Below are 23,276 nucleotides of genomic sequence, written 5' to 3'. Positions count from 1 at the left end.
AAGCCGATCGGCCGTTTTCCAACCTTCCGCGATCTTGCCGTATCGCGAAATTCCCGATTGAAGCGACAAAATAACCGGCAAATGCCGATTAGGCAGATTGCAGAACGCGCATTTCAACATGCAGTCCGGCCGCGACCACCATGTTGACGAGGGTGTCGAGGGCGAACAGGTTGATCTTACCGCGCAGGAGATCGGACACGCGGGGCTGCGTCACGCCGAGATGGCGCGCGGCTTCGACCTGCGTCCAGCCCTTTGCCCGGATATGCTGTTCCAGCGCCATCATCAGTGTGGAGCGGAGCTTCATGTTCTCTGCTTCGGCGGGGGTGTCTTCGATGGCGTCCCACACGCTTGCAAAAGTCTCGTTGCTCATTGGCCTAACTCCTTCATCAGATCGCCGTAGCGTTTCGCCGCCAGGTCCAGATCCATTTTGCTGGTCTTCTGCGTTTTCTTCTGAAAGCAATGCAGCACGTAGACCGCATCGGCGACTTTGGCGATGTAGATCAGCCGGAAGGCGCCGGCTTCGTCCCGAATCCTGATCTCCTGCACACCCTTCCCGATTGTCGCCATTGGCTTCCAGTCGGTTGGAGGTTGCTCATTCTGTACCTTGTCGAGCTGGTAGCCCGCTTCGCGCCGTGCCGAGTTCGGGAAAGCGCGCAGATCATTGAGGGCGCTGCCCCGGAACTTGAGCATTTTCATGCGGCGACTATACAAAAATTTGTATAGTCGCCGCAAGCCTCTTTTCTTCGGGCTGCATCAAGGGCTACTTGTCACCTTGCCGCACCCAGATCTGGATGCAAATAGTGCAAAAGTCAGGATTTTCGCGACACGAAGACAGCGGCTTTCGACCTCGAAGCGGCCATGACGGTCGGCGCAATCCGTGGTCAGGCAGGAACGTAAGTCAACCTGATGACCTCCCCGCCGACCCGATCGCTGGCCACAAGGCGGAGCGGCGGCCGAGGACCGGTGAAGAAGGGCTTGCCGTGACCAAGCACCACTGGGTGAAGGTAAAGACGGTATTCGTCGATCAGACCTAGGTCAGTCAGGCTTTGCGCCAACTCCGGTCCGGAAGCGGAAATCTCCCCTGTAAGCTGGGTCTTTAGCCCGCGTATTGCCACCTCGACGTCATCCATGACAAGCGTTGCGTTAGGGCCGACCGACTTCAACGAGCGGGACACGACCCATTTCGGCTGGCTTCGCCACGCCATCGCGAAGTCGCGTTGCTCGGGGGTCCACTCAGGATGGTTGTCATCCCAATAGCGCATGACTTCATACATGCGTCGACCGTAAATGCTGCCTGTCAGGTCGCGGACGTGGTCGATCCAATGACGAAAGAGAGCAGGATCAGGTCCAAATTCCTGATGGTCGACATAACCGTCGAGGGAGAGGTTCATTCCAAAAACGAGCTTCGCCATGCCGTAAGTTTCCGTGCCGGTCAGGGTATGATGGCCACCCTACTGCGTCATTCCTTTGTCGCGAAAATCCCGATTAAAGCGACAGTTTTGCGATTGAATTTTGCGACGCCGCAAAATGGGACATTTTGCTACAATCGGGTGCGCAGAATGCCGCACGAGGATATTTTCGGCAAGAAGATCGCCCAGCACACCAATGCTGCAAACGGATTCGGCACCTCTATCTGCTTGGTTTCCACATTTCGGTTGAGAGGTGGGTCCCGGCGTCAGCCCTCTCTTGCCTTCAGCCATCTCAAGACCAGGGCCTCCTCGTCGTCGAGCCCGGCGATCGAGCGCTTGCCTTTGTTGGCATCCGCCATTTCGTCCAGCAGCCGTCCTTCGGACCAGGCGCGGAACACTTCCGGATGGATGTAGCATTGGCGACAAACCGCGCGTGTGTTGCCGAGCCGATCGGCAACCTTGTCGATGACACTGTTCATCACCCTCTTTTGCTGCGCCTGGCTTTCCGGACGTTCGGTTTGCGCAAACAGCGACGCCGCATGGATGGTGCCGCCCCAGGTTCTGAAGTGCTTGGAGCTGAACTCCGCTCCGGCGTTCTCCCTGATATAGCGGTTGACGTCGTCTGAGCGCACCGGATGCCTGTTTCGGTCCTCGTCGAGATACTGGAACAGTTTTTGGCCCGGCAGGTCCTGCGCTCCACGCACGACCTTGGCAATCCGGCGATCGACAAGCTTCAATCTCCATTCCTTGCCGGATTTACCGATGAAGGCAAAGCGCAGGCTCGAGCCCTTGATGTCGACATGGCGGTCACGCAGCGTGGTCAGCCCAAAACTCTTGTTGTCGCGGGCATAGGCGGCATTGCCGACACGGATCATCGTGTTGTCGAGCAGCCAGACGATAGCCGCAACGACGCGTTCCAGCGGCAGGCCGTGACGGCGCAAATCGACGTCGATCTGCCGCCGCAGTTCGGGCAGGCTTTCGGCGAAGGCGATCAGGCTCGAATATTTGACGCCGTCACGCTCCTCCGCCCAGTGCGGGTGATAGCGGTATTGTTTGCGTCCGCGCTGGTCCCGACCGGTCGCCTGGATATGACCATCGGGGTCTGGCGAGATCCACACATCCGTCCAGGCCGGTGGAATGGCGAGCGCCTTGATGCGTGCCAGCGCCTCCCCGTCGACAATCCGCCCGTCGGGTCCTTTGTACGAGAACCCTTTGCCCGAACGCAGCCGGCGAATACCGGGTTCAGTGTCGGTGACATAGTTGAGCGAGGCCCGAACGGCCGAGGCTTGCGCGCCGTTCTCCAGCGCTCCGTTCTGCGGCACCCCGTTTTTTGGTGCAGCTTTCCTCACAGCCGATTGGCCAGACGACGACCCGGATTTGTCCAGCATGTCCTCTCCACGGAATTTCCGTAGATAAGCCGCTTGCCGGCTGCGGGTTCCAACGCCTTTTGATCTCTTGGTTCCAGAACAGCCTATCGACGTCGCCGTGCAACGAAGACGTGCGTCGTCACGCCTTTTCGAGCACGACCGGAATGACGTCGACCGCCTGCTCGCCGACCTGTCCACCAGTGGTTTTCAGCACGCCGACGATCGGCGCCACATCGGAGTAATCGCGGCCGTAGCCGACCGTGATATGGTCGTTGCTTGCCCGCATGCCATTGGTCGGATCGAATTCCTGCCAGCCGGCATCGCGCCCGCACCACACCTTGACCCAGGCGTGCATGGCGTCGGCGCCTTCGAGCCGCGGCTTCCCGCGCGGCGGGATGGTGCGCAGGAACCCGCTGACATAGCCCGCGGGAATACCGAGGCCGCGCAGGCCGGCGATCATGATGTGGGAAAAATCCTGGCAGACGCCGCGCTTCAGGCCAAAGGCGTCGCTGGCCCGCGTCTGCACGGTGGTCGCCTCGCCGTCATAGGTGAAATCGCGGTGAATGCGGTTGCACAGAGCCATGGCCGTGCCGACTGTCGAACTGCCGGCACTGCCTTTCGCATAGGCAGTGATTGCCGCGTCGATGCCGGCATGATCGCTGGCGGCCAGAAAGTGATGCGGCGAAGCCGGCGCCAGCGAGTGCACTGCGCCGAGTTCTTCCCTCAGCCGGCGTATGTCCGGCGATACGTCGAGCCCGGGTTCGGGCCGCGACACTGAAACACGCGCGCTCATCCTGATGTCGAGCGCATCATGCGCGTCACGAAAGGCGATCGAGGTGACACTGTTGCCGAAAAAGTCGGAAAAGTCGGAACGTTCGCTGGGCGCCGGCACAAAAGACAGTGAAGCGGCGATGACGCGCTGCACGCCAGGGATGGTCGGCGGCAGCACGCGCACCTGATGGCGGCCGCCGCCGGCCGCCGCATCATAGTCGTAACGCAGGTGAAGCCTGATGTCGTAGAGCATGCTGTCTCTACCCGAAATAGGCTTTGGCGAGGCTGTTGTAGAGCCCGCCGATTTCATTGGCGAGATCGCCGAGGGCCTTGGCCGTCATGTCCGAGGGCTCCTTGATGGCGATCGACGTGTTGAGCTGCAGGATTTCCTTGGCCGCCGGCGACATATGGCCTTCAGCGCCGACAGCGGGCAGCAGCGCGATTTCGGCTTTCAGCCGTTCGAGCTGGAAAAGGATTGAGCGCGGGTTGAGCGGATCGAGCGCCAGAAGGTCGACCACCGTGCGCCGCCCCGCCTGCACCGGATATTGCCGACGGTGCGTCATGACGCTGTCGCCGATCTCCAGCATCATGTCGAGCGCGCCTTCCGGCGCCTGGGCTCCGGTCAGCCGGGCGAGCGTGCGGGCGATCTGGATGCCGCGTTCGAGCCTGCGGCCGATTTCCAGGAAACGCCAGCCGGCAAAGCGGTACATGTTCTCGTGCAGCAGGCCGGAAAACCCGGCCAGCTTGCGCAGGATGACCGTCATTGCCCTTGTCGCGTCGTCGCCCGGCGCCACTGTCGCGGCAAATTGATGGATGGTCTTCGACAGATCCTTCAATGCCAGCCAGCCATCGGGCGAGAAGCGGTCACGGATCTGCCCGGCGCTGTAAACGGCGCTGTCCAGCGTGCCGATGAGCCCCAATGGGATTGCCGTCTCGACGTCGATGCCGAACGGCGCGAGATAGTCGCTGATATCGGCGAGCAGCGGCATCTCGGGATCGGATGTCTCGGCCAGCCGCACATGGTAGGCGCGCAGGATGCGCACCGTGTCTTCCGACCGCTCGATATAGCGGCCGAGCCATGTCAGGTTCTCAGCCGCGCGGCTGGGCAGGCTGCCGGGCAAGGTTCGGGTGAAGCTGTCGTGCTCCTGCGGCAGCAGCGTCTCGCGCTCGACCGGCCTGTCGCTGACCACCCAGACATCCGCCGCCTGGCCGCCGCGCTGCATGGCGATGGCGGTCGGGTCGAGCGAGAAGCCGACACGGGCAAAGCCGCCCGGCATCACCGTCCAGCCTTCCGGCGTCCGCGCCAGATAGACGCGCAGGCTTGCCGGCCGCGGCTCCAGCCAGCCGCCGACATAGACAGGCGTGGTCGACAGCGTCACCGCTTCCTGGCCGACGAAGTCGCCGCCGTCCCGTTCGATCCTGGCGACGAGTTCGGCCCGTTCCTCGACCGACAGCGCTGACCCGAGCTTGGTCGAGCCGTCGTCCTCGAAGGCAAGCCGCGTCGACAGCGCCGGGCCGATCACCATGCTATCGATATTGGCGAGCACATGCTCACGCTCCGTCTCCTGCCCGCACCACCATGTCGCGACCGTCGGCAGCAGCAGTTCCTCATTGCGCAGGGCGCGCGAAATCTTCGGCAGGAAGGCGAGCAGCGCGCGCGTCTCCATCAGGCCGGAACCCAGTGCATTGACGGCCGAAACCGCCCCTTGCCGGACCGCTTCGACCAGCCCCGGCGTGCCGATCTGCGAGTCCGGCCGCAATTCAAGCGGATCGGCAAAGGCGGCGTCGAGCCGCCGCCACAAGACGCTCACCGGCATCAGCCCCGAAACCGTGCGCACCATCAGCCTGCCGCCCGAGACGGTCAGGTCCTCGCCCTCGAGCAGCATGATGCCGAGATAGCGGGCGATATAGGCATGTTCGTAATAGGTTTCGTTCAGCGGTCCCGGCGTCAGGATGGCGACACGGCCGCCGGCTTGCTTGGCCATGCCGATCAGCGCGTCGCGGAAGCGACGGAAGAAGCCGGCCAGGCGGTGCACATGCATCTCGCCGTAGATGTCGGACAGCGCCCTCGTAGTGGCGACGCGGTTCTCCAGCGCGAAGCCGGCGCCCGACGGCGCCTGTGTGCGGTCGCCAAGCACCCACCAGCGGCCGTCCGGGCCACGACCGAGCTCGAAGGCGCAGAAATGCAGGAAATGGCCACTGGCCGGCCTGGTGCCGACGACCGGCCGCAAATATTCGGGGCTGGCCGCGATCAATCCGGCCGGCAGAATGCCTTTCTCGACCAGCCGGTTCGGACCGTAAATGTCGGCGATGGTCTCCTCGAACAGATCGGCGCGCTGGACCAGGCCGGCGCTGATACCAGCCCATTCCTGCTCCTCGATCAGCAGCGGCACATGCGCCAGCGGCCATTCCCGCTCGTTGGCGCCGGCCTTGTCGTAGACGCGGTAATAGACGCCGGCGTCGCGCAGGTACTGGTCGGCGCGGGCGAAGCGCTGGGCAAGCTTTTCCGGACCCAGGTCCTCCAGCGCCTCGATGAAGTGCCGCCACGCCGGCCGCGGATTGCCCGACGCATCGACCATCTCGTCGACGACGCCGTCGATCGGCTGATAGTGCTCCAGCAGACTGTGGGTCTGCGGCTTGCTGCGCAGCCTTTTGTGATTCCCCTTCGCCATGGCTGATCAGAGTCTTTGCGGCCGCCGAAGGTCAAGGGTCATCGGGAAATCTTCAGAGGCTTCTTCGTTGCGCAGCACATAGCTGGACGGCGTATGGCCACGTGGCTCGAAGCGGGCGAGCCGCCGCGCCTCCGCTTCGTTGCCATTGACCGGGAAGGTGTCATAGCTGCGCCCGCCGGGATGTGCCACATGGTAGACGCAGCCGCCGACCGCGCGGCCCGACCAGCGGTCATAGATGTCGAAGACCAGCGGGGTGTTGACCGGTAGCGCCGGATGCAGGCCCGACGCCGGCTGCCAGGCCTTGAAGCGCACGCCGGCCACTGCGATCTCGCGGTTGTCGGTCACCTTCATCGGCACGACGCGGCCGTTGCAGACGACGGCGTGACGCTCCGGGTTGAGCCCATCGGTCTTCACCTGCAGCCTTTCGACGGAGGAATCGACAAAGCGTACGGTGCCGCCGATCGCGCCTTGCTCGCCCATCACGTGCCACGGCTCGAGCGCCTGCCTGAGCTCCAGCTTGACGCCGGCATGCTGGACCTCGCCGCAGAACGGGAAGCGGAATTCGAGCTGGGCGTCGAACCATTCCGGACGGAACGCAAAGCCGTTCAGCTTGAGGTCGTCCAGCACGTCGAGAAAATCCCCCCAGACATAATGCGGCAGCATGAAACGGTCGTGCAGCGAGGTGCCCCAGCGCACGAAGCGGGCGTCGAGCGGGTTCTTCCAGGCCCGGGCGATGATGGCGCGCACCAGCAATTGCTGCGCCAGGCTCATGCGCGCGTTGGGCGGCATCTCGAAGCCGCGGAATTCGACCAGCCCGAGCCGGCCGGTCGGCCCGTCCGGCGAAAACAATTTGTCGATGCAGATTTCCGAGCGATGCGTATTGCCCGTCACGTCGGTCAGAAGGTTGCGGAACAGCCGGTCGACCAGCCACGGCAGGGGTGCCGCGCCCTTGTCCGGATGTGGCACCTGCGCCATCGCGATTTCGAGTTCGTAGAGCGAATCGTGGCGCGCCTCGTCGAAGCGCGGCGCCTGGCTGGTCGGGCCGATGAACAGGCCGGAGAAAAGGTAGGACAGCGATGGATGCCGCTGCCATTGCAGCACCAGGCTCTTCAACAGGTCGGGGCGGCGCAGGAACGGACTGTCATTGGGCGTGGCGCCGCCGACGACGACGTGGTTGCCGCCGCCGGTGCCGGTGTGGCGGCCGTCGATCATGAACTTGTCGGCGCCAAGCCGCGTCTGCCGCGCCTCTTCGTAGATCGCCGTGGTCGTCGCCACGCAATCCTGCCAATTCGCGGCGGGGTGGATATTGACCTCGATGACGCCGGGATCGGGTGCGACACGGATGACATTGAGGCGCGGATCGTGCGGCGGGCCGTAGCCCTCTATATGCACCGGCAGGCCGATCGCCCTTGCCGCGTTCTCAGCCGCCGCCACCAGTTCGAGATAGTCCTCCAGCGCCTCGACCGGCGGCATGAACACACAAAGCCGTCCGTCGCGCGGCTCGACCGAAAGGGCCGTGCGCACGGCGCCGCCGATCTCGGTAATCTCCTGTTCGACGCGGTCTTGCTGGCCGGTAACGGCCGTGAAGGAGACCGCCTGCTGGCGTCGCGCCATCTCGTCGGCGCCCTCCAGTTCGGCCGCAGCGGGCGACGAAGCAGAACCGGGCAAGATCGCCTCACGCGCCGGCAGTGGACCGCGCGGCAGCGATGGATCGACCGGGACTATGTAGGGGAACTGCGCCGGCGGCACATAGGGCAGCGTGCCGAGCGGCAGGCGGTAGCCGACCGGCGAATCGCCGGGCACCAGGAACAGCCTGCCGCGCCGCGTCTTCCATTTCTCCGAGCGCCAGCGCGGTCCGGAAGCCTGGCTGTTCCAGCGCTGGACGGGCAGCACATAGCCCGACGGCTTGGTCAGCCCGCGTTCGAACACCCGCGCCATGCGGCTGCGCTCCTCCGGATCCTCCAGCTTCGAATTGGAAGGATCGACGTTGTCAGGCAGCTTGCCTTCCTTGAGCAGCCACTCGGCCGGATCCTCATAGGCTTCGCTGACCATCGTCTTGTCGATGCCGAGTTCGTCGGCGATCGCCGTCAGCAGGCCTTCGGCCTGCTTCGGTCCGACATCCGCCTCGCTCTTTTCATGCGCGATCAGCGACGGGTCGCTCCACACCGGCTCGCCGTCGGTGCGCCAGTAGAGCGAGAAGGTCCAGCGCGGCAGGCTTTCGCCGGGGTACCATTTGCCTTGCCCGTAATGCAGGAAGCCGCCCGGCGCGAAGCGTTCGCGCAGCCGGCGGATCAGCGCGTCGGCCTTTTCGCGTTTGGTCGGCCCGACGGCGGCGGTGTTCCACTCTGCAGCCTCGAAATCGTCGATCGAGACGAAGGTCGGCTCGCCGCCCATGGTCAGCCGCACGTCGCCGGCCTGGAGCGCAGCATCGACCTGGACCCCCAGCGCGTCCAGCGCCTGCCAGCTCTCGTCGGAGAACGGCTTGGTGATGCGCGGATGCTCGGCGATGCGGTCTACCCGCATGTCGAAGCCGAATTCGACATTGGCGAAGCTCGCCATGCCGGAGATCGGCGCGGCATTGCGGAAATGCGGCGTTGCCGCGAGCGGCACATGGCTTTCGCCGGTGAGCAGGCCGGAGGTCGGGTCGAAGCCGATCCAGCCGGCGCCCGGCAGATACACCTCGCACCAGGCATGGAGGTCGGTGAAATCGGTCGCCGTGCCGGGCGGCCCGTCGAGCGCAACGAGGTCGGGTTTGAGCTGGATCAGGTAGCCGGAGACGAAACGCGCGGCGATGCCGAGGTTCCTCAGTATCTGCACCAGGAGCCAGCTGGAATCGCGGCACGACCCCTTGCCGGCGGCCAGCGTTTCCTCGGGCGAGAAGACGCCGGTTTCCATGCGCACGATATAGGCGATCTCGCGCTGCAGCCGCGCATTGAGGTCGACGACAAAATTGACGGTGTTGGTCGGGTGGCGCGCGAGGGTTTTCAGGAATGCCTCCAACAGCGGCCCCGCCGGTTCCGGCGTTCGGTAGATGGTCAGATCGTCCCGGATCTCTTCGGGGTATTCGAACGGAAACGTCTCGGCCGACGGTTCGACGAAGAAATCGAACGGATTGTAGACCGTCATGTCGGCAACGAGATCGACCTCGATCTTCAACTCCGTCACCGGCTCGGGAAAGACGAAACGGGCAAGGAAATTGCCGTAGGGGTCCTGCTGCAAATTGACGAAGTGGTTTGCCGGCCCGACCTTCAGCGAATGGCTGAGCACTTTGGTGCGGGAATGCGGCGCAGGCTGCAACCTTATGACTTGCGGGCCCAAGACGACCGGCCGGTCGTATTTGTAGTGGGTCAGGTGATAGACGGCTGCCAGAATTGCCATGGTGCCCCTGAAGTCGGCGTTTCAAAAGGAGTTCGCTGAACCCTGACACGAATGCTGACCATTCTCCAAGCAGAGATGTTGCGCTGCACCTAAATTAAGCAGCTTTCACAGCTTCACGAAACGGAGCGCCGACCTGGGATTCCGTGGCGTGGCGGCAAGACGTTGCAACGGTGCAGAGCCGAAGGCCGGCGGGTCAGCACCGGGCGCTTCCCGCCGACATTGATGTCAGCAGCACGCGCGATGCTTGGTCGAAAAGAGCTGAAAAGAAAAACCCGCCTCGGTGAGCGGGTCGTCGGTGCGAATTAGCACCATAGCGAAATTAGTAGCATAGCTGCCGGCACAAAGCAAGAACAAAATGTGGCGCCGTTGGCGAAAATTGCCGATCTCCCGCCTTGCGAGGGGAGATGCCAAGCAGTGGCGCTGGAAGCGGAGGACACCTGCCAATGCTAAAAGAACGCCTGCAACCCGGTCTGCGCCCGCCCGAGGATCAGCGCATGCACGTCATGCGTGCCCTCATAGGTGTTGACGGTTTCCAGGTTCTGGGCGTGGCGCATGACGTGGTAGCCTATCTGGATGCCATTGCCGCCATGCATGTCGCGGGCCTGGCGGGCGATGTCGAGCGCCTTGCCGCAATTGTTGCGCTTGACGAGCGAGATCATCTCCGGCGCCATCTTGCCTTCATCCATCAGCCGCCCGACGCGCAGGCTGCCCTGCAGGCCGAGCGCGATCTCGGTCTGCATGTCGGCGAGCTTCTTCTGGAAAAGCTGCGTGCCGGCCAGCGGCTTGCCGAACTGCTTACGGTCGAGGCCATACTGGCGGGCGCGGTGCCAGCAATCCTCAGCCGCGCCCATGGCGCCCCAGGAAATTCCGTAGCGCGCCCGGTTGAGGCAGCCGAACGGTCCCTTGAGACCCGAGACGTTGGGCAGCAGCGCGTCCTCGCCGACCTCGACGCCCTCCATCACCACTTCGCCGGTGATCGAGGCTCGCAGCGACAGCTTGCCGCCGATCTTCGGCGCCGACAGCCCGTTCATGCCCTTTTCCAGGACAAAGCCGCGAATCTCGTTGTCATGCGCGGCCGATTTTGCCCAGACGACGAACACGTCGGCGATCGGCGCGTTGGAAATCCACATCTTCGAGCCGGAGATCCTGTAGCCGCTCGCGGTCTTCTCGGCCCGCGTCTTCATGCCGCCCGGGTCGGAACCGGCGTCAGGTTCGGTCAGGCCAAAGCAGCCGATCCATTCGCCCGACGCCAGCTTCGGCAGGTATTTCTTGCGCTGTTCTTCCGAGCCATAGGCGTGGATCGGATACATTACCAGCGACGACTGCACGCTCATCATCGAGCGATAGCCCGAGTCGATCCGCTCCACTTCCCGCGCGACCAGCCCGTAGGTGACGTAGTTGGCGCCGAGCCCGCCATATTCTTCCGGGATGGTGATGCCGAGCAGACCGGCCTCGCCCATTTCGCGAAAGATCCCGGCGTCGGTCTTCTCCTCGAGATAGGCTTCCTCGATCTTCGGAGCGAGCTTGTCGGCGGCAAACGCCGCGGCGCCATCGCGCACCATGCGCTCGTCCTCCGAAAGCTGGTCCTCGATCAGGAAAGGATCATCCCAGACGAATGCGTTCTTGTCGGCGGCCATGGCTCTCGGTCTCCCAAACTCATGCATGTCGCCCAAAGCTTGCCCGCGGGCCTGACCCGAGGGTGTTCGGCAGCTTGGAGATAACGACATGCATCGAAACAGAAATCTTGAAACGCGCGGCTTATCGGCTCCCGTCCTGAAAAAATCAAACGAAATAGCTTCGCCGATCCATGAGCATTGGTGATGGATGATCAATGTCGAGCGCCGCCGTCTGACCTGGCGGCGCAGCCCGGCTCGCGAAATTACTTCCGCTTCAACGCATCGGCCAAAGCGGCGCCGAACGCGCCCTGCTGCACCGGCCGCTCCGGCTGGCGTTGGGGCGCGGGCGCGCGCGGCACCGGCCTGCTGCCATTGTCGCGCGGCTTCGGTGCGCCAGCGTCGCCATCCTTGCGCATCGACAGACCGATGCGCTTGCGCTTGATATCGACGTCGACGACACGCACCTTGACCACGTCGCCGGCCTTGACCACCTCATGCGCGTCCTTGACGAAACGGTCGGCTAGTTGCGAGACGTGCACCAGTCCGTCCTGGTGCACGCCGATATCGACGAAGGCGCCGAAGGCGGCGACATTGGTGACAGTGCCTTCAAGCTGCATGCCGGGCTTCAGATCTTTGATGTCGTCGATGCCATCGGCAAAAGTCGCGGTCTTGAAGCCGGGGCGCGGGTCGCGGCCGGGCTTTTCCAGCTCCGCCAGGATGTCGCGCACCGTCGGCAGGCCGAAGCGCTCATCGACGAAGACGCGCGGATCGAGCGCCTTGAGTGCGGCGCTGTCGCCCATCAGCGAGCGGACGTCGCGCCCGCAGGCCGCAACAATCTTCTTGGCCACGCCATAGGCTTCCGGATGCACCGCTGACGCATCGAGCGGTTCGCTGCCGTTTGGAATGCGCAGGAAGCCGGCGCATTGCTCGAACGCGCGGGGTCCAAGGCGGGAGACCTTCAACAGTTCGCGACGGCTGGCGAACGGGCCGGAGGCATCGCGATGCGCAACGATCGCCTCGGCCAGCGATGCGCCGAGACCCGAAACCCGCCCCAGAAGCGGCGCTGAGGCCGTGTTGAGATCGACGCCGACGGCGTTGACCGCATCCTCGACCACCGCTTCCAGCGAGCGGCCGAGGCGGTACTGATCGACGTCGTGCTGGTACTGGCCGACGCCGATCGACTTCGGCTCGATCTTGACCAGTTCGGCGAGCGGATCCTGCAGGCGCCGCGCGATCGACACTGCCCCGCGCAGCGACACGTCAAGGCCGGGAAATTCCGCCGCCGCCGTTGCCGAGGCGGAATAGACCGAGGCGCCGGCTTCACTGACGATCACCTTGAGCGGCTTCGGCCCGGACCCGGCAGGCATGTCAGCCAGCATGTCGGCCACCAGCCTTTCGGTCTCGCGGCTGCCGGTGCCGTTGCCGATCGAAATCAGCTCGACCTTGTGCAGCCGGATGAGCTTGGCCAGTTCGGCCTGCGTGCCGCGGACATCGTTCTTCGGCGGGAACGGATAGACCGTTGTCGTCGCCAGCAGCTTGCCGGTGCCGTCCACCACCGCCACCTTGACGCCGGTGCGAATGCCCGGATCGAGCCCCATCGTCGGCCGCGAGCCGGCAGGCGCGGCAAGCAGCAAATCCTTGAGATTGCGGGCGAAGACATGGATGGCTTCTTCTTCGGCCCGCTCGCGCAGATCGCGCATCAGATCGAGCGTCAGGTGCAGCGACAGCTTTATGCGCCAGGTCCAGCCGGCGACCTCCATCAGCCAGCGGTCTCCCGGCAACTGGCGGCCGATGGCGTAGGCGTCGGCGATCATCCGCTCAACCGGTTTCACCGGAGAGGCGTCATCGGCATCGACTTCGACGTCGAGCGACAGAACCTCCTCGTTGCGGCCGCGCAGCATGGCCAGCGCGCGATGGCTCGGCACGTTGGCCCAGCGCCCGACATGGTCGAAATAGTCGGAGAATTTCGCGCCCGCCTCCTGCTTGCCGTCGACGACGCGCGACCGCAGGAAGGCGCGTTCCTTCATGTAGGTCCGCAATCTGCCGACCAGATCGGCATTCTCGGCGAACTGTTCGGACAGGATGTCGCGCGCACCCTCGAGCGCCGCCTTGGTATCGACCACGTCTTCGCTGATGTAGGCCAGCGCCAGCTCGGCGGGTACAGCCGTACGGTCGGCGAGAATAGCTTCCGCCAGAGGCCCGAGCCCGCGCTCGCGTGCGATCTCGGCCTTGGTCCGGCGCTTCGGCTTGTAAGGCAGATAGATGTCTTCGAGTTCGGCCTTGGTGCCGGCCGCAGCGATCTTTGCCTCGAGCTCGTCGGTCAGCTTGCCCTGCTCGCGGATCGAACCAAGGATGGTGTCGCGGCGCGCGTCGAGTTCGCGCAGGTAGGCCAGCCGCTCGGCAAGGTCGCGCAGCTGCGTGTCGTCGAGGCCGCCGGTGACCTCCTTGCGGTAGCGCGCCACGAACGGCACGGTCGCGCCGTCGTCGAGCAAGCCGATCGCCGCCGCAGCCTGTTCGGGCCGCGCGCCGATTTCGGCGGCTATGATGGTTGCGATGCGCTTGATGTCGGCTGCCATGTCGTACCTGTCGCTAGTCGAAACGAGCAGCGACCATAGGCGCAGAGCACTGCCGCGCCAACTGCGCCATTTTCAACCCGGCGAGAGGTCCACAGGAAAGGTCGGGCTGTCTGGATGGATCAGACCATCCGGCTCAGCGCCTCGAAGAAAGATATCATATCCAAATCGAGCGGATCGTCGACCGGTACCGGCTGCGACGACATCTTTGCGATTACCATTTCGGCCTTCGGATTGACGTAAAGCCACTGGCCGTGGATGCCGATGCCGCAGACGGCGCCGCTTGCCGCGCCCGTCTGGTACCATTTGTTGCGGTAGCGGCCACGCGGAAACAGGAACGCCATCGTGCCGCGCCGCCAGGCCTCGGCGTCACCGCCGGTTTCGGTCGTGTCGCGCACCCAGGCTTCCGGCACGACGCGGCGGCCATTGGCCGTGCCGCCTTGCCGCATCATCTCGCCGACGCGTGCGAGGTCGCGCGGTGTCACCGAAATGCCGCCGGCGGTGCGCGCCGTTCCTTCCATGTCGACTGTCACCGAGGCATCGCCGACGGCGCCGAGCGGCGCCCATAATTTTTCGCGCATCAGATCGGCGAAGCGCCGGCCCGACGCGCGTTCGAGCAGGATGCCGAGCAGGTCGGAATTGGGCGAGCGGTAGCGGAAAGTCCGGCCATGCGGCTCGGCCAGGCCCTGCAGCGTCATGAGGAAAGTGGCCAGGCTCTCGATGCCCCCGCCTGGATTCCACAGCATGGCGCGGCGGTAGCGGGCGAAGGCGCTTTCCGGATCGAGATAGGCCTCTTCGAAATCGAGGCTGACACTCATGTCGAGCACGTGCCGCACACGCGCATCGCCATAGGCCGAGCCGGCGGCTTCGGGCAGATAGAGGCTTACCGGTGCCTGCGGATCGAAAATCCCCTCGCCTTCCAATGTGCCGGCAACAATGGCGGTCAGCGACTTGCTGATCGAAAAGACGATGTGGCGCGCCCCAAACTCCATATGCGGCGCGAACCAGTCGCCGACGAATTTGCCGCGTTTCATGATCGTCAGCGCGTCGGTATCGGAGCGCGCGAGAAACGCCGCGACCGTCTCCGCGCCGCCTGCAAGAGCGACCTTTTCGCCAAGTAGCCCGCCGAAATCCTGCGCCGGCGCCTCGCTGCTGCCCGGCTGTGCCGCCACGGCAGCGCTCGGCACCAGCTCGCCGACATTCTGGAACGACCACCGGCTGAACGGGCTTTCCCGCCAGTTGCCGAGCAGAACCTCATTGCGGCGAAAGCCGTATCTGGTCTCGAACGCGGTCTTGCCGGTCATGGTGGTCCTGCGGATTTTCTTTGAGGTTCAGGCGAGCGCAGCGGCAATGGCATGCACGGCTTTCAAGGTCGCCACCGAATAGCCGATGTTGGTGAAATCCGGATAGCTCGAAAGCTTCACCACGACCATTTTCGTATCCCAGTCGATATGGATCAGCTGCCCGAACACGCCCCGGCACATCAACGCGCGCGAGCGCGGGTCCTCGATCCAGAACTGGTTGCGGTAGCTGCCTTCCGGCAGGCTGGGACTGAAATCCGGTCCATGCCTGCCATTGCGCGTCGCCTCGATCCAGTCGGCCGGCACGATGCCGCCTCCATTGTCGAGGATCAGCTGGCCGAAGCGGCCATAATCGCGCAGCGTGGCGTTGAAGCCGCCGTCGGCGACCGCATAACCGGCGCTGTCGACAGTGAAGCAGGCGCTTTCATCGGCGCCGAGCTTTTGCCAGAGCTCTTCCGAAATCAGCTGCGCCAGCCTTTTGCCGCTCACCCGCTCCATGATGAAGGCAAGCACGTCGGTCTCGATCGAGCGGTATTCGAAGGCAGCGCCGTGCGGCCGGCTCTTTTCCTTGAGCCCCAGGATCAGTTCGAACATATGCGATGGCCAGCGGAAGGCCGGATCGCTGCCCGGCGGCACCGGCTTCCAGCCGGTGGCGACATCGACCTGGCCGATGTCGGAATAGGGGTCGGTGTATTCCTCGGAAAAGCGCACCCCGCTCGTCATGTCGAGCACATGCTGCACGCTGGCGCCTGCCCAGCCGGTCGCTTCCAGCTCCGGCAGATAGGCCGTCACCGGCAAGTCCGGATCGATCACCCCGTGCCCGACCAATATGCCGAACACCGAGCCCGTGACCGACTTCGCCATTGACTGCGACAAATGCAGCGTGCGCTCGGTCATGCCGTTGAAGTAGCGCTCATAGGCGACCTTGCTGTCCTTGAGCACGAGAAACCCGTCGGTATAGGTCTCGTCGAGCAGCCCGGCGAGCGTCGTCGGCTGCCCCATGCTGTCGCTCACCGGCAGCGCGTCGAGATCGACCTCGGCGCGCTCGAAGCGATGCCGATGGCCATTGCCGCGCCAGACTTCGACGGTCGGCAGAAATTCGCGGATGTGCTGAAACGCCCAGCGGTTCCATGGCGGCCGGTCCCAGTCGAGCTTCGGCGGCACCATCCGCGGCGGCGAACCCTGCATGATCGGCGGCGCCGGTTCGCTGTTGCGATAAGATTTCATCCAATCCCCTTGTCGCAAAGAAGGGAGGCCGAAGCCTCCCTTCGATCGATCCCACGTCGAGCCTATTTGCGCAGATTGGTCCAGATCTTGTTGTAGATCTCGACCACTTCCGGTGGGCAAGGTGGCACAAATTCCGCAGTCGGCGCACCGGCCGGCGGATTGATTTCCGGCGCGCTGGCGAAGTCCGGCGGCAGGAATTTGTGGCTCCCGGTAATGCCGTTGTCGTAACCGGCGAATTCCGAAATCAGCGCGGCGTTTTCCGGGGCCATGACGAAATCCTGAAACAGCTTCGCATTTTCAAGGTTCTTCGCGCCTTTCAGCACGGCCACATTGTCCATCCAGCCTTCGATGCCTTCCTTGGGATAGGCGTATTTGATCGCCGGAATTTTCTGGCGCGCACGATAGGTTGCGCCGTTCCACGCCTCCGTGACGATCACATCGCCCGAGGTGATCTTGGTGATGGTGTCGTAGCTGAAGGTCTTCCATGACGGCTTGGCGGCCATGAGAATGTCGTTGACCTTCTTCAGATTGGCCTTGTCGGCGCCGCAACGCGGCACACCGGCATAGCGCTCGGCCGCGTGCATCACGGTGTTGACATCGTCGAGCATGTTGATCTGGCCTTTCAACTCGTCCGGCGGGTCGAACAGGATTGCCAGCGTGTCGATGTCGCCCTTGTATTTGTCGGTGTTGACTTCGAACGCGGTGGTGCCGAACTGCCACGGCACGGTGTAGTGACGGCCTTTGTCCCAGTAGATGTCGACGAAGCGCGGGTCGAGGTTCTTGCCGTTCGGCATCGCATTGGGCTCGGTCTTTTCGAGCAGGCCCTCATCGATCATGATCTTCACGGTGTAGTCGGATGGGACGACGATGTCGTAGCCGGAATTGCCGGCGCGCACCTTCGACAGCATGGTCTCGTTGGAATCGTAGTCGTCCAGCGTCACCTTGACGTTGTATTGTTTTTCGAATTTCTCGATCAGCTTGGGGTTGGTGTAATCACCCCAATTGTAGATGTGCAGCTCACCATCGGCGAGTGCAGGTACTGCCCATAAAAGTGCTGCCGTCGAAACGGCAGCCATCAGTTTCCTAGACATCACAGTCTCCTTTGCCTTCCCATTGACTCACTTGGCGCGGCGGCGCGCGATCAGGAACGATATCGAGACGAACAGGATCGACACCAGCAGCAGGATGGTGGAGATGGCATTGATCTCCGGCGTCATCGGCCGCCTGATCTGGTTCCAGATGTAGAGGGGCAGCGTCGTCTGCCCGGGGCCGGCGACCAGCTGCGTGATGGTGAAATCGTCGAAGGAGACGATGAAGGCGAGCGCCCCACCCGACAGGATGCCGGGAACCAGCAATGGCAGCGTTATGCGCCGGAAAGCATGCCAGGGCGTGGCATAGAGATCGGCCGCGGCAGCTTCGAGCGTCAGATCCATGTCCTCGAGACGCGCCCGGATCGGCATATAGGCGAAAGGAATGCAAAAGACGGTGTGGGCGAGGATCAGATTGCCGATGCCGAAATTGAGCCCGAGAGTGCCCGCGATCAGCGCAAAGAACGAGAGCGTCGCCACCGCCGTGATGATCTCCGGAACCATCAGCGGCAGGTTGATGACCATGAAGGCGGCCGACAGCCCGCGCCACGGCTTGACCCGGGTCATGCCGATCGCCGCCAGCGTCGCGGCGATCGTCGAAATGATCGTGGCGGTGACAGAGATGATCAGCGTGTTCTTGGCGGCGTTGTGGAATTCCTGGTTGAGCAGCGCACTGCCATACCAACCGAGCCCGATGCCTTCCCAACGCGTGACCAGAGACCCGGTGTTCAGCGAGAAGATCATCAGGATCAGGATCGGCGCGTAGAGCACGCAGAGGCAGATGATGGCGATCGAGCGGAAGCCCGGTTGGTCCTTGATATCGGCGCTGCGGGGGTCAGCCATGCCTCATCTTCCCCGACGTGTTACGGACATAGAAGTAGAGCGCCACCAGCACCGCTGCCATCAGGATCAGCGCCTGCGCGCAGCCGAGCGGCCAGTTGCGCCCGGAGCCGAATTGCTGGGCGATGAGATCGCCGATCATCAGGTGGATACCGCCGCCGAGGATCAGCGGCGTCACATAGGCGCCGAGGGCCGGAATGAACACAAGCAGGCAGCCGGCGATGATGCCGGGCAGCGACAGCGGGATGATCACCCGCCATAGCACCTGCCGACGTGTCGCGTAGAGGTCGTAGGCGGCCTCGACCAGCCGGAAATCCAGCTTCTCCAGGCTGGAATAGAGCGGCAGCACCATGAACGGCAGGAACGAATAGAGCAGGCCGAGCTGGATGGCGAAGTTGGTGTAGAGCATGGTGATCGGTTTCTCGATCACCCCCAGAGCCATCAGTGCGTTGTTGATGAGGCCCTCGTCGCGGATGATGAACATGATGGCAAGAGTGCGCACCAGCAGGTTCGACCAGAACGGGATGGTGATCAGCAGCACCCACCAGTTGCGCTGCGCTGGCGGTCGCGTGGCCATGAAATAGGCTGTCGGAAAGCCGAGCAGCAGGCAGATGACCGTCGTCACCACGGCGAAGACGAACGAGCGCAGATAGATGATCAGGAAATCCGGCGTGAACTGCAGCGTGTCGTCGAAGATGTCGCGCTGGAACAGGAAGTTCAGATAGGCGTCGGTCGAGAATTGCCACTGCACGCCGCCATAGGGTGCTGCGGCAAGAAATGAATAGATGACGATGATGAGAAGCGGCAGCACGCCGAAAATGCCGATGATTATCAAAGCTGGCAACGAAAGCAGGCGGTGGCGCCTGGCGCTGGCCTTCTCCGCCTCTGCTTCGAACAATGCAGCTTGGGAAAACGCGCTCGCCATCAATCCCTCAGCACTTGCGCGGCGTCGTTGCCGATCGAGACGCCGACCTTGTCGCCCCGCTCGAAACCGCAGCCTGCGCTGCGCGTGTTCTGCTGGCGCACGGTGAAGGCTTCGCCGCTGTCCAGTTGGACATGAATATGCGTGTCGGTACCGAAATAGACGATGTTTTCGATGGTTCCGGAAAGGTCGCCCTTGCCGCTGGTCAGCTTGGCGTGTTCCGGCCTGACCACCACGGTAGCATTATCCTTCGGCTGGAAGCCTTCAGCCACGGTCGCGTCGATCGTTGCGCCGGATTTGAGGGTCGCGCGAGCCTTGCCGTTGCCGATGTCGGTGATGGCTGCGGTCAGGAAATTGGTTTCGCCGATGAAGTCGGCGACGAAGCGCTCGGCCGGCTTGTCATAGATGTCCCAGGGCGTGCCGACCTGCAGGATCTTGCCGGCCGACATCACCGCGATGCGGTCCGACATGGTCAGCGCTTCCTCCTGGTCGTGGGTGACGAAGATGAAGGTGATGCCGGTCTGGTGCTGCAGCCGTTTCAGTTCGATCTGCATCTCCTTGCGCAGCTTGTAGTCGAGCGCCGACAACGGCTCGTCGAGCAACAGCACTTTTGGCTGCGGCGCCAGCGCGCGGGCCAGTGCCACGCGCTGCTGGCCGCCGGAGATCTGGCTGGTGCGGCGGCCGCTGAGCGCCTCCATTTTGACCAGCTTCAGCATCTCGGCAACGCGCGCCTTGATTTCGGCTTTCGGCTTGCCCAGCATCTCCAGCCCGAAGCCGATATTCTCGGCGACCGTCATGTGCGGGAACAGCGCATAGGACTGGAAGACGGTGTTGACCGGCCGCTTGAACGGCGGCAGCGGCGCGATGTCGTGGCCGTGCAGCAGGATTTCGCCTTCGCTGGGGAAGTCGAAGCCGGCGATCAGCCGCAGCAGCGTCGTCTTTCCGCAGCCCGACGGCCCCAGCAGCGTGAAGAACTCGTTCTCGCGGATCGACACCGAAACCGTGTCGAGAGCGGCGACTTGTGCGTCCCCGGTACCGAACACCTTGCGGACGCCGCGGACTTCGATTGCACTCTTACCCGGCTGATCCGGCACGCACTTCCCCATTTTCATGTCCGCTCTTGTTGGCGGATCCAGTTCCCATTCGATTGTCAGCATATGCCGGTCGGCTTGGCAACCATGCATCTGAATCTCGGTTCAGAACGCAAGCTCCGTGCCATCGTCAGCCCCATCATCAACCTGATGACTGATCTTGCCGCCGCAGATGGTAGTCACCGGATGCACCTTGTGTAACAAACCCGGTTCAGTTGTCTCGATATCGGCCGACAGCACCACCAGATCGGCCAGATAGCCGGTTTTCAGCCGGCCCTTGCGGTGCTCCATGAATTCGGCATAAGCGCCTTCGACTGTATAGCCCGCAAGCGCTTCCAACAGCGAGAAGCTCTGGTCGGGAACGCCGTCTGCCCAAGGTTTGCGCAGCATCGCCGCCTGAATGCCCAGGATCGGCTCGATCCGCGACACCGGCCAGTCGGAAGCGAAGACGACATGCGCACCCGCCTGCTTCAGCGTCCGCCAGGCATAGCTGAGCGGCCATCTTTCTCGGCCGATGCGCGAGAGCGTCGGCTCCAGCGGGAAGTCCATGGCGCCGGGCGGGTGCGGCGGCTGCATCGAGGCGATGACGCCGAGTTCGGCAAAGCGCGGCACGTCGGCGGCAGTGGTCACCTCGATGTGCTCGACCCGGTGACGGCTGTCGCGCCTGCCGTTCTTCCGCCGCGCCGCCTCGTAACCGTCCAGAACCGCGCGCACAGCGCCGTCGCCTATCGAATGCACGGCGATCTGCAGGCCGCGCCGGTCGGCCTCCAGCGCCACCTCGGCGAAATGCTCTGGCGTGAACAGCGGCTCACCGCGCCAGCCCGGCCGGTCGGCATAGTCGTCGACCATGACCGCGGTCCAGCCTTCCAGCACGCCGTCGTAAAACATCTTGACCATGCCGGACGACAGCCATTCCGATCGGTAGGCGGAAGCCATCCTCGACGCTTTTTCCAGCCTGTCGAGCGTCATGAAGTTCTTGAAATGAAAAGGTATCTTGGTGCGGCAGAGCAGCCGGCCTTCCTGCTCCAACCCGGCAAGCAGTTCGAGCTGGTAGAGATTGCCGTCCATGTTCTGGATTGAGGTGATGCCGTGGCGGGCGCACCATTCCAGCCCGCGATGCATCAGGGCACGGTCGGCCGCGATTTCAGCGGCGGAAGGGTACGGCTCGGGCTCGCCGCCTGTCGCAAGGCCGAGCCGCACGCGGTTCTGCCCGGAAAGCTCGAGGATCGGCCCAAAGGCCTCGCCCTCACGCAATTCGCCGGCCGCGAGGCCGTCGGCGCCCATGACGATCTCGTTGCCGGGGCCGAGTTGCTTGCCGTGCAGGATGCCAGCCAGCTCAAGCGCCTTGGTGTTGGCCCACATCGTGTGGTGATCGGAAGCCGACATGGCGAACGGCCGGTCGGCGATAATGCGGTCGAGATGATGGCGGGTGACCGGCTCTTCCTTGGAAAGGATAGTGTAGTCGACGCCGGCCCCAAGCAGCAATTTGGCGTTCGGCCGTGCCGCAGCGTAGGCGCGGATCGCGTCGCTCAGTGCATCGAAGCCATGCACGCCCTGAAGGTGCAGATTGTCGAGCTCCGCCGCGCCGCCGAAAAGGTGCATATGCGCTTCGATGAAGCCCGGCACCACCGAACCGCCTTGCGCATCGATGATCTTCGTGGCCGGCCCTTTCAGCGCCTCGATCGTCCGGCGATCGCCAACCGCCAGGATGTTGCCGTCCTTTATCGCCACCGCCTCGGCCGTCGGATTGCCTTCGTCCATGGTCAGCACACGGGCATTGGTGACGATCAGGTCGGCATTTGAACTCATGATTACCCGCGGTTCGGTTGCGTTGCCGGCAGGCTAGACGACCGGCTGCCGGGCCAGCAAGCCATAGCTGGTTGGCCCAGCGCCTTGTGAAGGGCCATGCAGGACGGCTAGGGTCGCCGCGTCTCACCACGGAACAATTTCATGAAGACTGTTTTTTCGCCTTTCCATGCCGGCCATTCCGGCAATGTCGAATTGATCGCCGGCGCCATCGTGCCGGCTTTTGAAAAGCCTTCGCGCGCCGAGTTCATCAGGGCGCGGGTGGAGAGCGAAAAACTCGGTCCGATCCTGCCGCCGGAAAGCCACGACCTTGCCGCCGCCAGGAAGGTGCATGCCAGCGACTACATCGATTTCCTGCCGACCGTGTGGCCGCTCTGGGAAGCGTCGGGCCGCAGCGGTTCGGCCATTCCCTTCACCTGGCCGACGCGCGGACTGCGCGGCGACGTGCGCCCGAAAGGCATCGATGCGCTGCTCGGCTTCTACTCCTTCGACGGTGGCGCGACGTTCGTCAAAGGCACATGGGATGCGATCAAGTCGTCCTATGACGTCGCGCTGACCGCCGCCGCGCTGGTCAAGGCCGGTGAGCCTTCCGCCTTCGCCCTCTGCCGCCCGCCAGGGCACCATGCAGGGGCGGCCTTCATGGGCGGCTATTGCTTCATCAACAACGCCGCCGTCGCCGCGCAATGGTTCCGCGACCGTGGCGCCGGGCGCGTTTCGATCCTCGACGTCGATTATCACCACGGCAACGGCACCCAGGAGATATTCTATCGCCGCGGTGACGTTCAGGTGCTGAACCTGCATGGCGATCCGATGACCGAATATCCCTTCTTCCTCGGCCATGCCGACGAACGCGGCGAGGGCGACGGCGAAGGCTTCAACGACAATTACCCGATGCCCTTCGGCACCGGCTGGGACGTGTGGAACGCCTCACTCGAGGACGCTTGCACGAGGCTTTCGGCTTATGCTCCTGACGTCGTCGTGGTTTCACTCGGCGTCGACACTTTCGAGAAGGACCCGATCAGCCAGTTCAAGCTGAAGACCCCCGACTATCCCAGGATCGGCCGCCGCATCGCCAGGCTCGGCCTGCCGACGCTGTTCGTCATGGAAGGCGGCTACGCCGTCGAGGAGATCGGCATCAACGCCGTCGGCGTGCTGACCGGCTTCGAGGACCGCTAGAAGCAATTCCAGGAAATAGGGCGGTTCGTCGTTTCCGTG

Annotated in this window: 17 protein-coding genes; 1 reads left to right on the top strand and 16 read right to left on the bottom strand. The window is 63.6% G+C overall.

Translation table 11 applies throughout. The features are described from left to right. Nucleotides 1–88 precede the first annotated feature (88 nt). From NKI17_RS11485 to NKI17_RS11410, 16 genes are all read right to left on the bottom strand, one after another. Nucleotides 89–370 carry a helix-turn-helix domain-containing protein gene (locus NKI17_RS11485; RefSeq protein WP_352586619.1) on the bottom strand — a complete coding sequence of 94 codons (282 nt, stop codon included), beginning with the start codon at nt 368–370 and terminating at the stop codon, nt 89–91. Continuing rightward, the gene (locus NKI17_RS11480; RefSeq protein ID WP_352586617.1) at nt 367–696 is read right to left on the bottom strand and encodes a type II toxin-antitoxin system RelE/ParE family toxin; all 330 of its coding nucleotides are present in this window, start codon (nt 694–696) and stop codon (nt 367–369) included. The genes NKI17_RS11485 and NKI17_RS11480 overlap by 4 nt, the downstream gene beginning before the upstream one ends. 185 nt (nt 697–881) lie before the next feature. Then, entirely contained in the window at nt 882–1,412 is a 531-nt protein-coding gene (locus tag NKI17_RS11475; RefSeq protein WP_352586615.1) for a dihydrofolate reductase family protein, read from the bottom strand. 263 nt (nt 1,413–1,675) lie between these two features. Then, complete coding sequence (locus NKI17_RS11470) at nt 1,676–2,797, bottom strand: DNA topoisomerase IB (protein WP_352644152.1); 1,122 nt, start codon at nt 2,795–2,797, stop codon at nt 1,676–1,678. 118 nt (nt 2,798–2,915) lie between these two features. Beyond that, nucleotides 2,916–3,800, bottom strand: a complete 885-nt coding sequence (locus tag NKI17_RS11465; protein ID WP_352448166.1) for a transglutaminase family protein — start codon at nt 3,798–3,800, stop codon at nt 2,916–2,918. Between the two features lie 7 nt (nt 3,801–3,807). Further along, complete coding sequence (locus NKI17_RS11460; protein WP_352905975.1) at nt 3,808–6,219, bottom strand: circularly permuted type 2 ATP-grasp protein; 2,412 nt, start codon at nt 6,217–6,219, stop codon at nt 3,808–3,810. A 6-nt stretch (nt 6,220–6,225) separates the two neighbouring features. Further along, nucleotides 6,226–9,597: a transglutaminase family protein gene (locus tag NKI17_RS11455; protein ID WP_352905973.1), complete on the bottom strand. Its 3,372-nt coding sequence runs from the start codon at nt 9,595–9,597 to the stop codon at nt 6,226–6,228. Nucleotides 9,598–10,043: 446 nt separating this feature from the next. Beyond that, on the bottom strand, nt 10,044–11,234 hold the full coding sequence (locus NKI17_RS11450; protein WP_352454106.1) for an acyl-CoA dehydrogenase: 1,191 nt from the start codon (nt 11,232–11,234) through the stop codon (nt 10,044–10,046). Between the two features lie 242 nt (nt 11,235–11,476). Continuing rightward, a complete protein-coding gene (locus NKI17_RS11445; protein WP_352905971.1) occupies nt 11,477–13,789 on the bottom strand; it encodes a Tex family protein in 2,313 nt (770 codons plus the stop codon). A gap of 119 nt (nt 13,790–13,908) precedes the next feature. Then, complete coding sequence (locus tag NKI17_RS11440) at nt 13,909–15,090, bottom strand: serine hydrolase domain-containing protein (protein ID WP_352905969.1); 1,182 nt, start codon at nt 15,088–15,090, stop codon at nt 13,909–13,911. Nucleotides 15,091–15,117: 27 nt separating this feature from the next. Continuing rightward, entirely contained in the window at nt 15,118–16,314 is a 1,197-nt protein-coding gene (locus NKI17_RS11435; RefSeq protein ID WP_352633613.1) for a serine hydrolase domain-containing protein, read from the bottom strand. A gap of 62 nt (nt 16,315–16,376) precedes the next feature. After that, a complete protein-coding gene (locus NKI17_RS11430) occupies nt 16,377–17,405 on the bottom strand; it encodes an extracellular solute-binding protein (RefSeq protein WP_352568095.1) in 1,029 nt (342 codons plus the stop codon). Between the two features lie 27 nt (nt 17,406–17,432). Continuing rightward, nucleotides 17,433–18,245, bottom strand: a complete 813-nt coding sequence (locus NKI17_RS11425; protein WP_023675453.1) for an ABC transporter permease — start codon at nt 18,243–18,245, stop codon at nt 17,433–17,435. Further along, nucleotides 18,238–19,167 (bottom strand): ABC transporter permease, encoded by a 930-nt coding sequence (locus NKI17_RS11420; protein ID WP_023675452.1) that lies wholly within the window; start codon nt 19,165–19,167, stop codon nt 18,238–18,240. The genes NKI17_RS11425 and NKI17_RS11420 overlap by 8 nt, the downstream gene beginning before the upstream one ends. Beyond that, on the bottom strand, nt 19,167–20,258 hold the full coding sequence (locus tag NKI17_RS11415; RefSeq protein ID WP_352906003.1) for an ABC transporter ATP-binding protein: 1,092 nt from the start codon (nt 20,256–20,258) through the stop codon (nt 19,167–19,169). Before NKI17_RS11415 ends, NKI17_RS11420 begins: the two co-directional genes overlap by 1 nt. Before the next feature lie 102 nt (nt 20,259–20,360). Then, the gene (locus tag NKI17_RS11410) at nt 20,361–22,064 is read right to left on the bottom strand and encodes an amidohydrolase (RefSeq protein WP_352905966.1); all 1,704 of its coding nucleotides are present in this window, start codon (nt 22,062–22,064) and stop codon (nt 20,361–20,363) included. Between the two features lie 141 nt (nt 22,065–22,205). Here NKI17_RS11410 and NKI17_RS11405 point away from each other — a divergent pair, with 141 nt between their 5' ends. Continuing rightward, nucleotides 22,206–23,237, top strand: coding sequence for a histone deacetylase family protein (locus tag NKI17_RS11405; protein ID WP_352577773.1), 1,032 nt, complete (start codon nt 22,206–22,208; stop codon nt 23,235–23,237). Nucleotides 23,238–23,276: the final 39 nt, after the last annotated feature.

The organism is Mesorhizobium sp. M0816 (assembly GCF_040320005.1).
Classification (GTDB): domain Bacteria; phylum Pseudomonadota; class Alphaproteobacteria; order Rhizobiales; family Rhizobiaceae; genus Mesorhizobium.
Note: the sequence above shows the minus strand (reverse complement) of the source record. Positions and strands in the feature narration are given on the sequence as shown.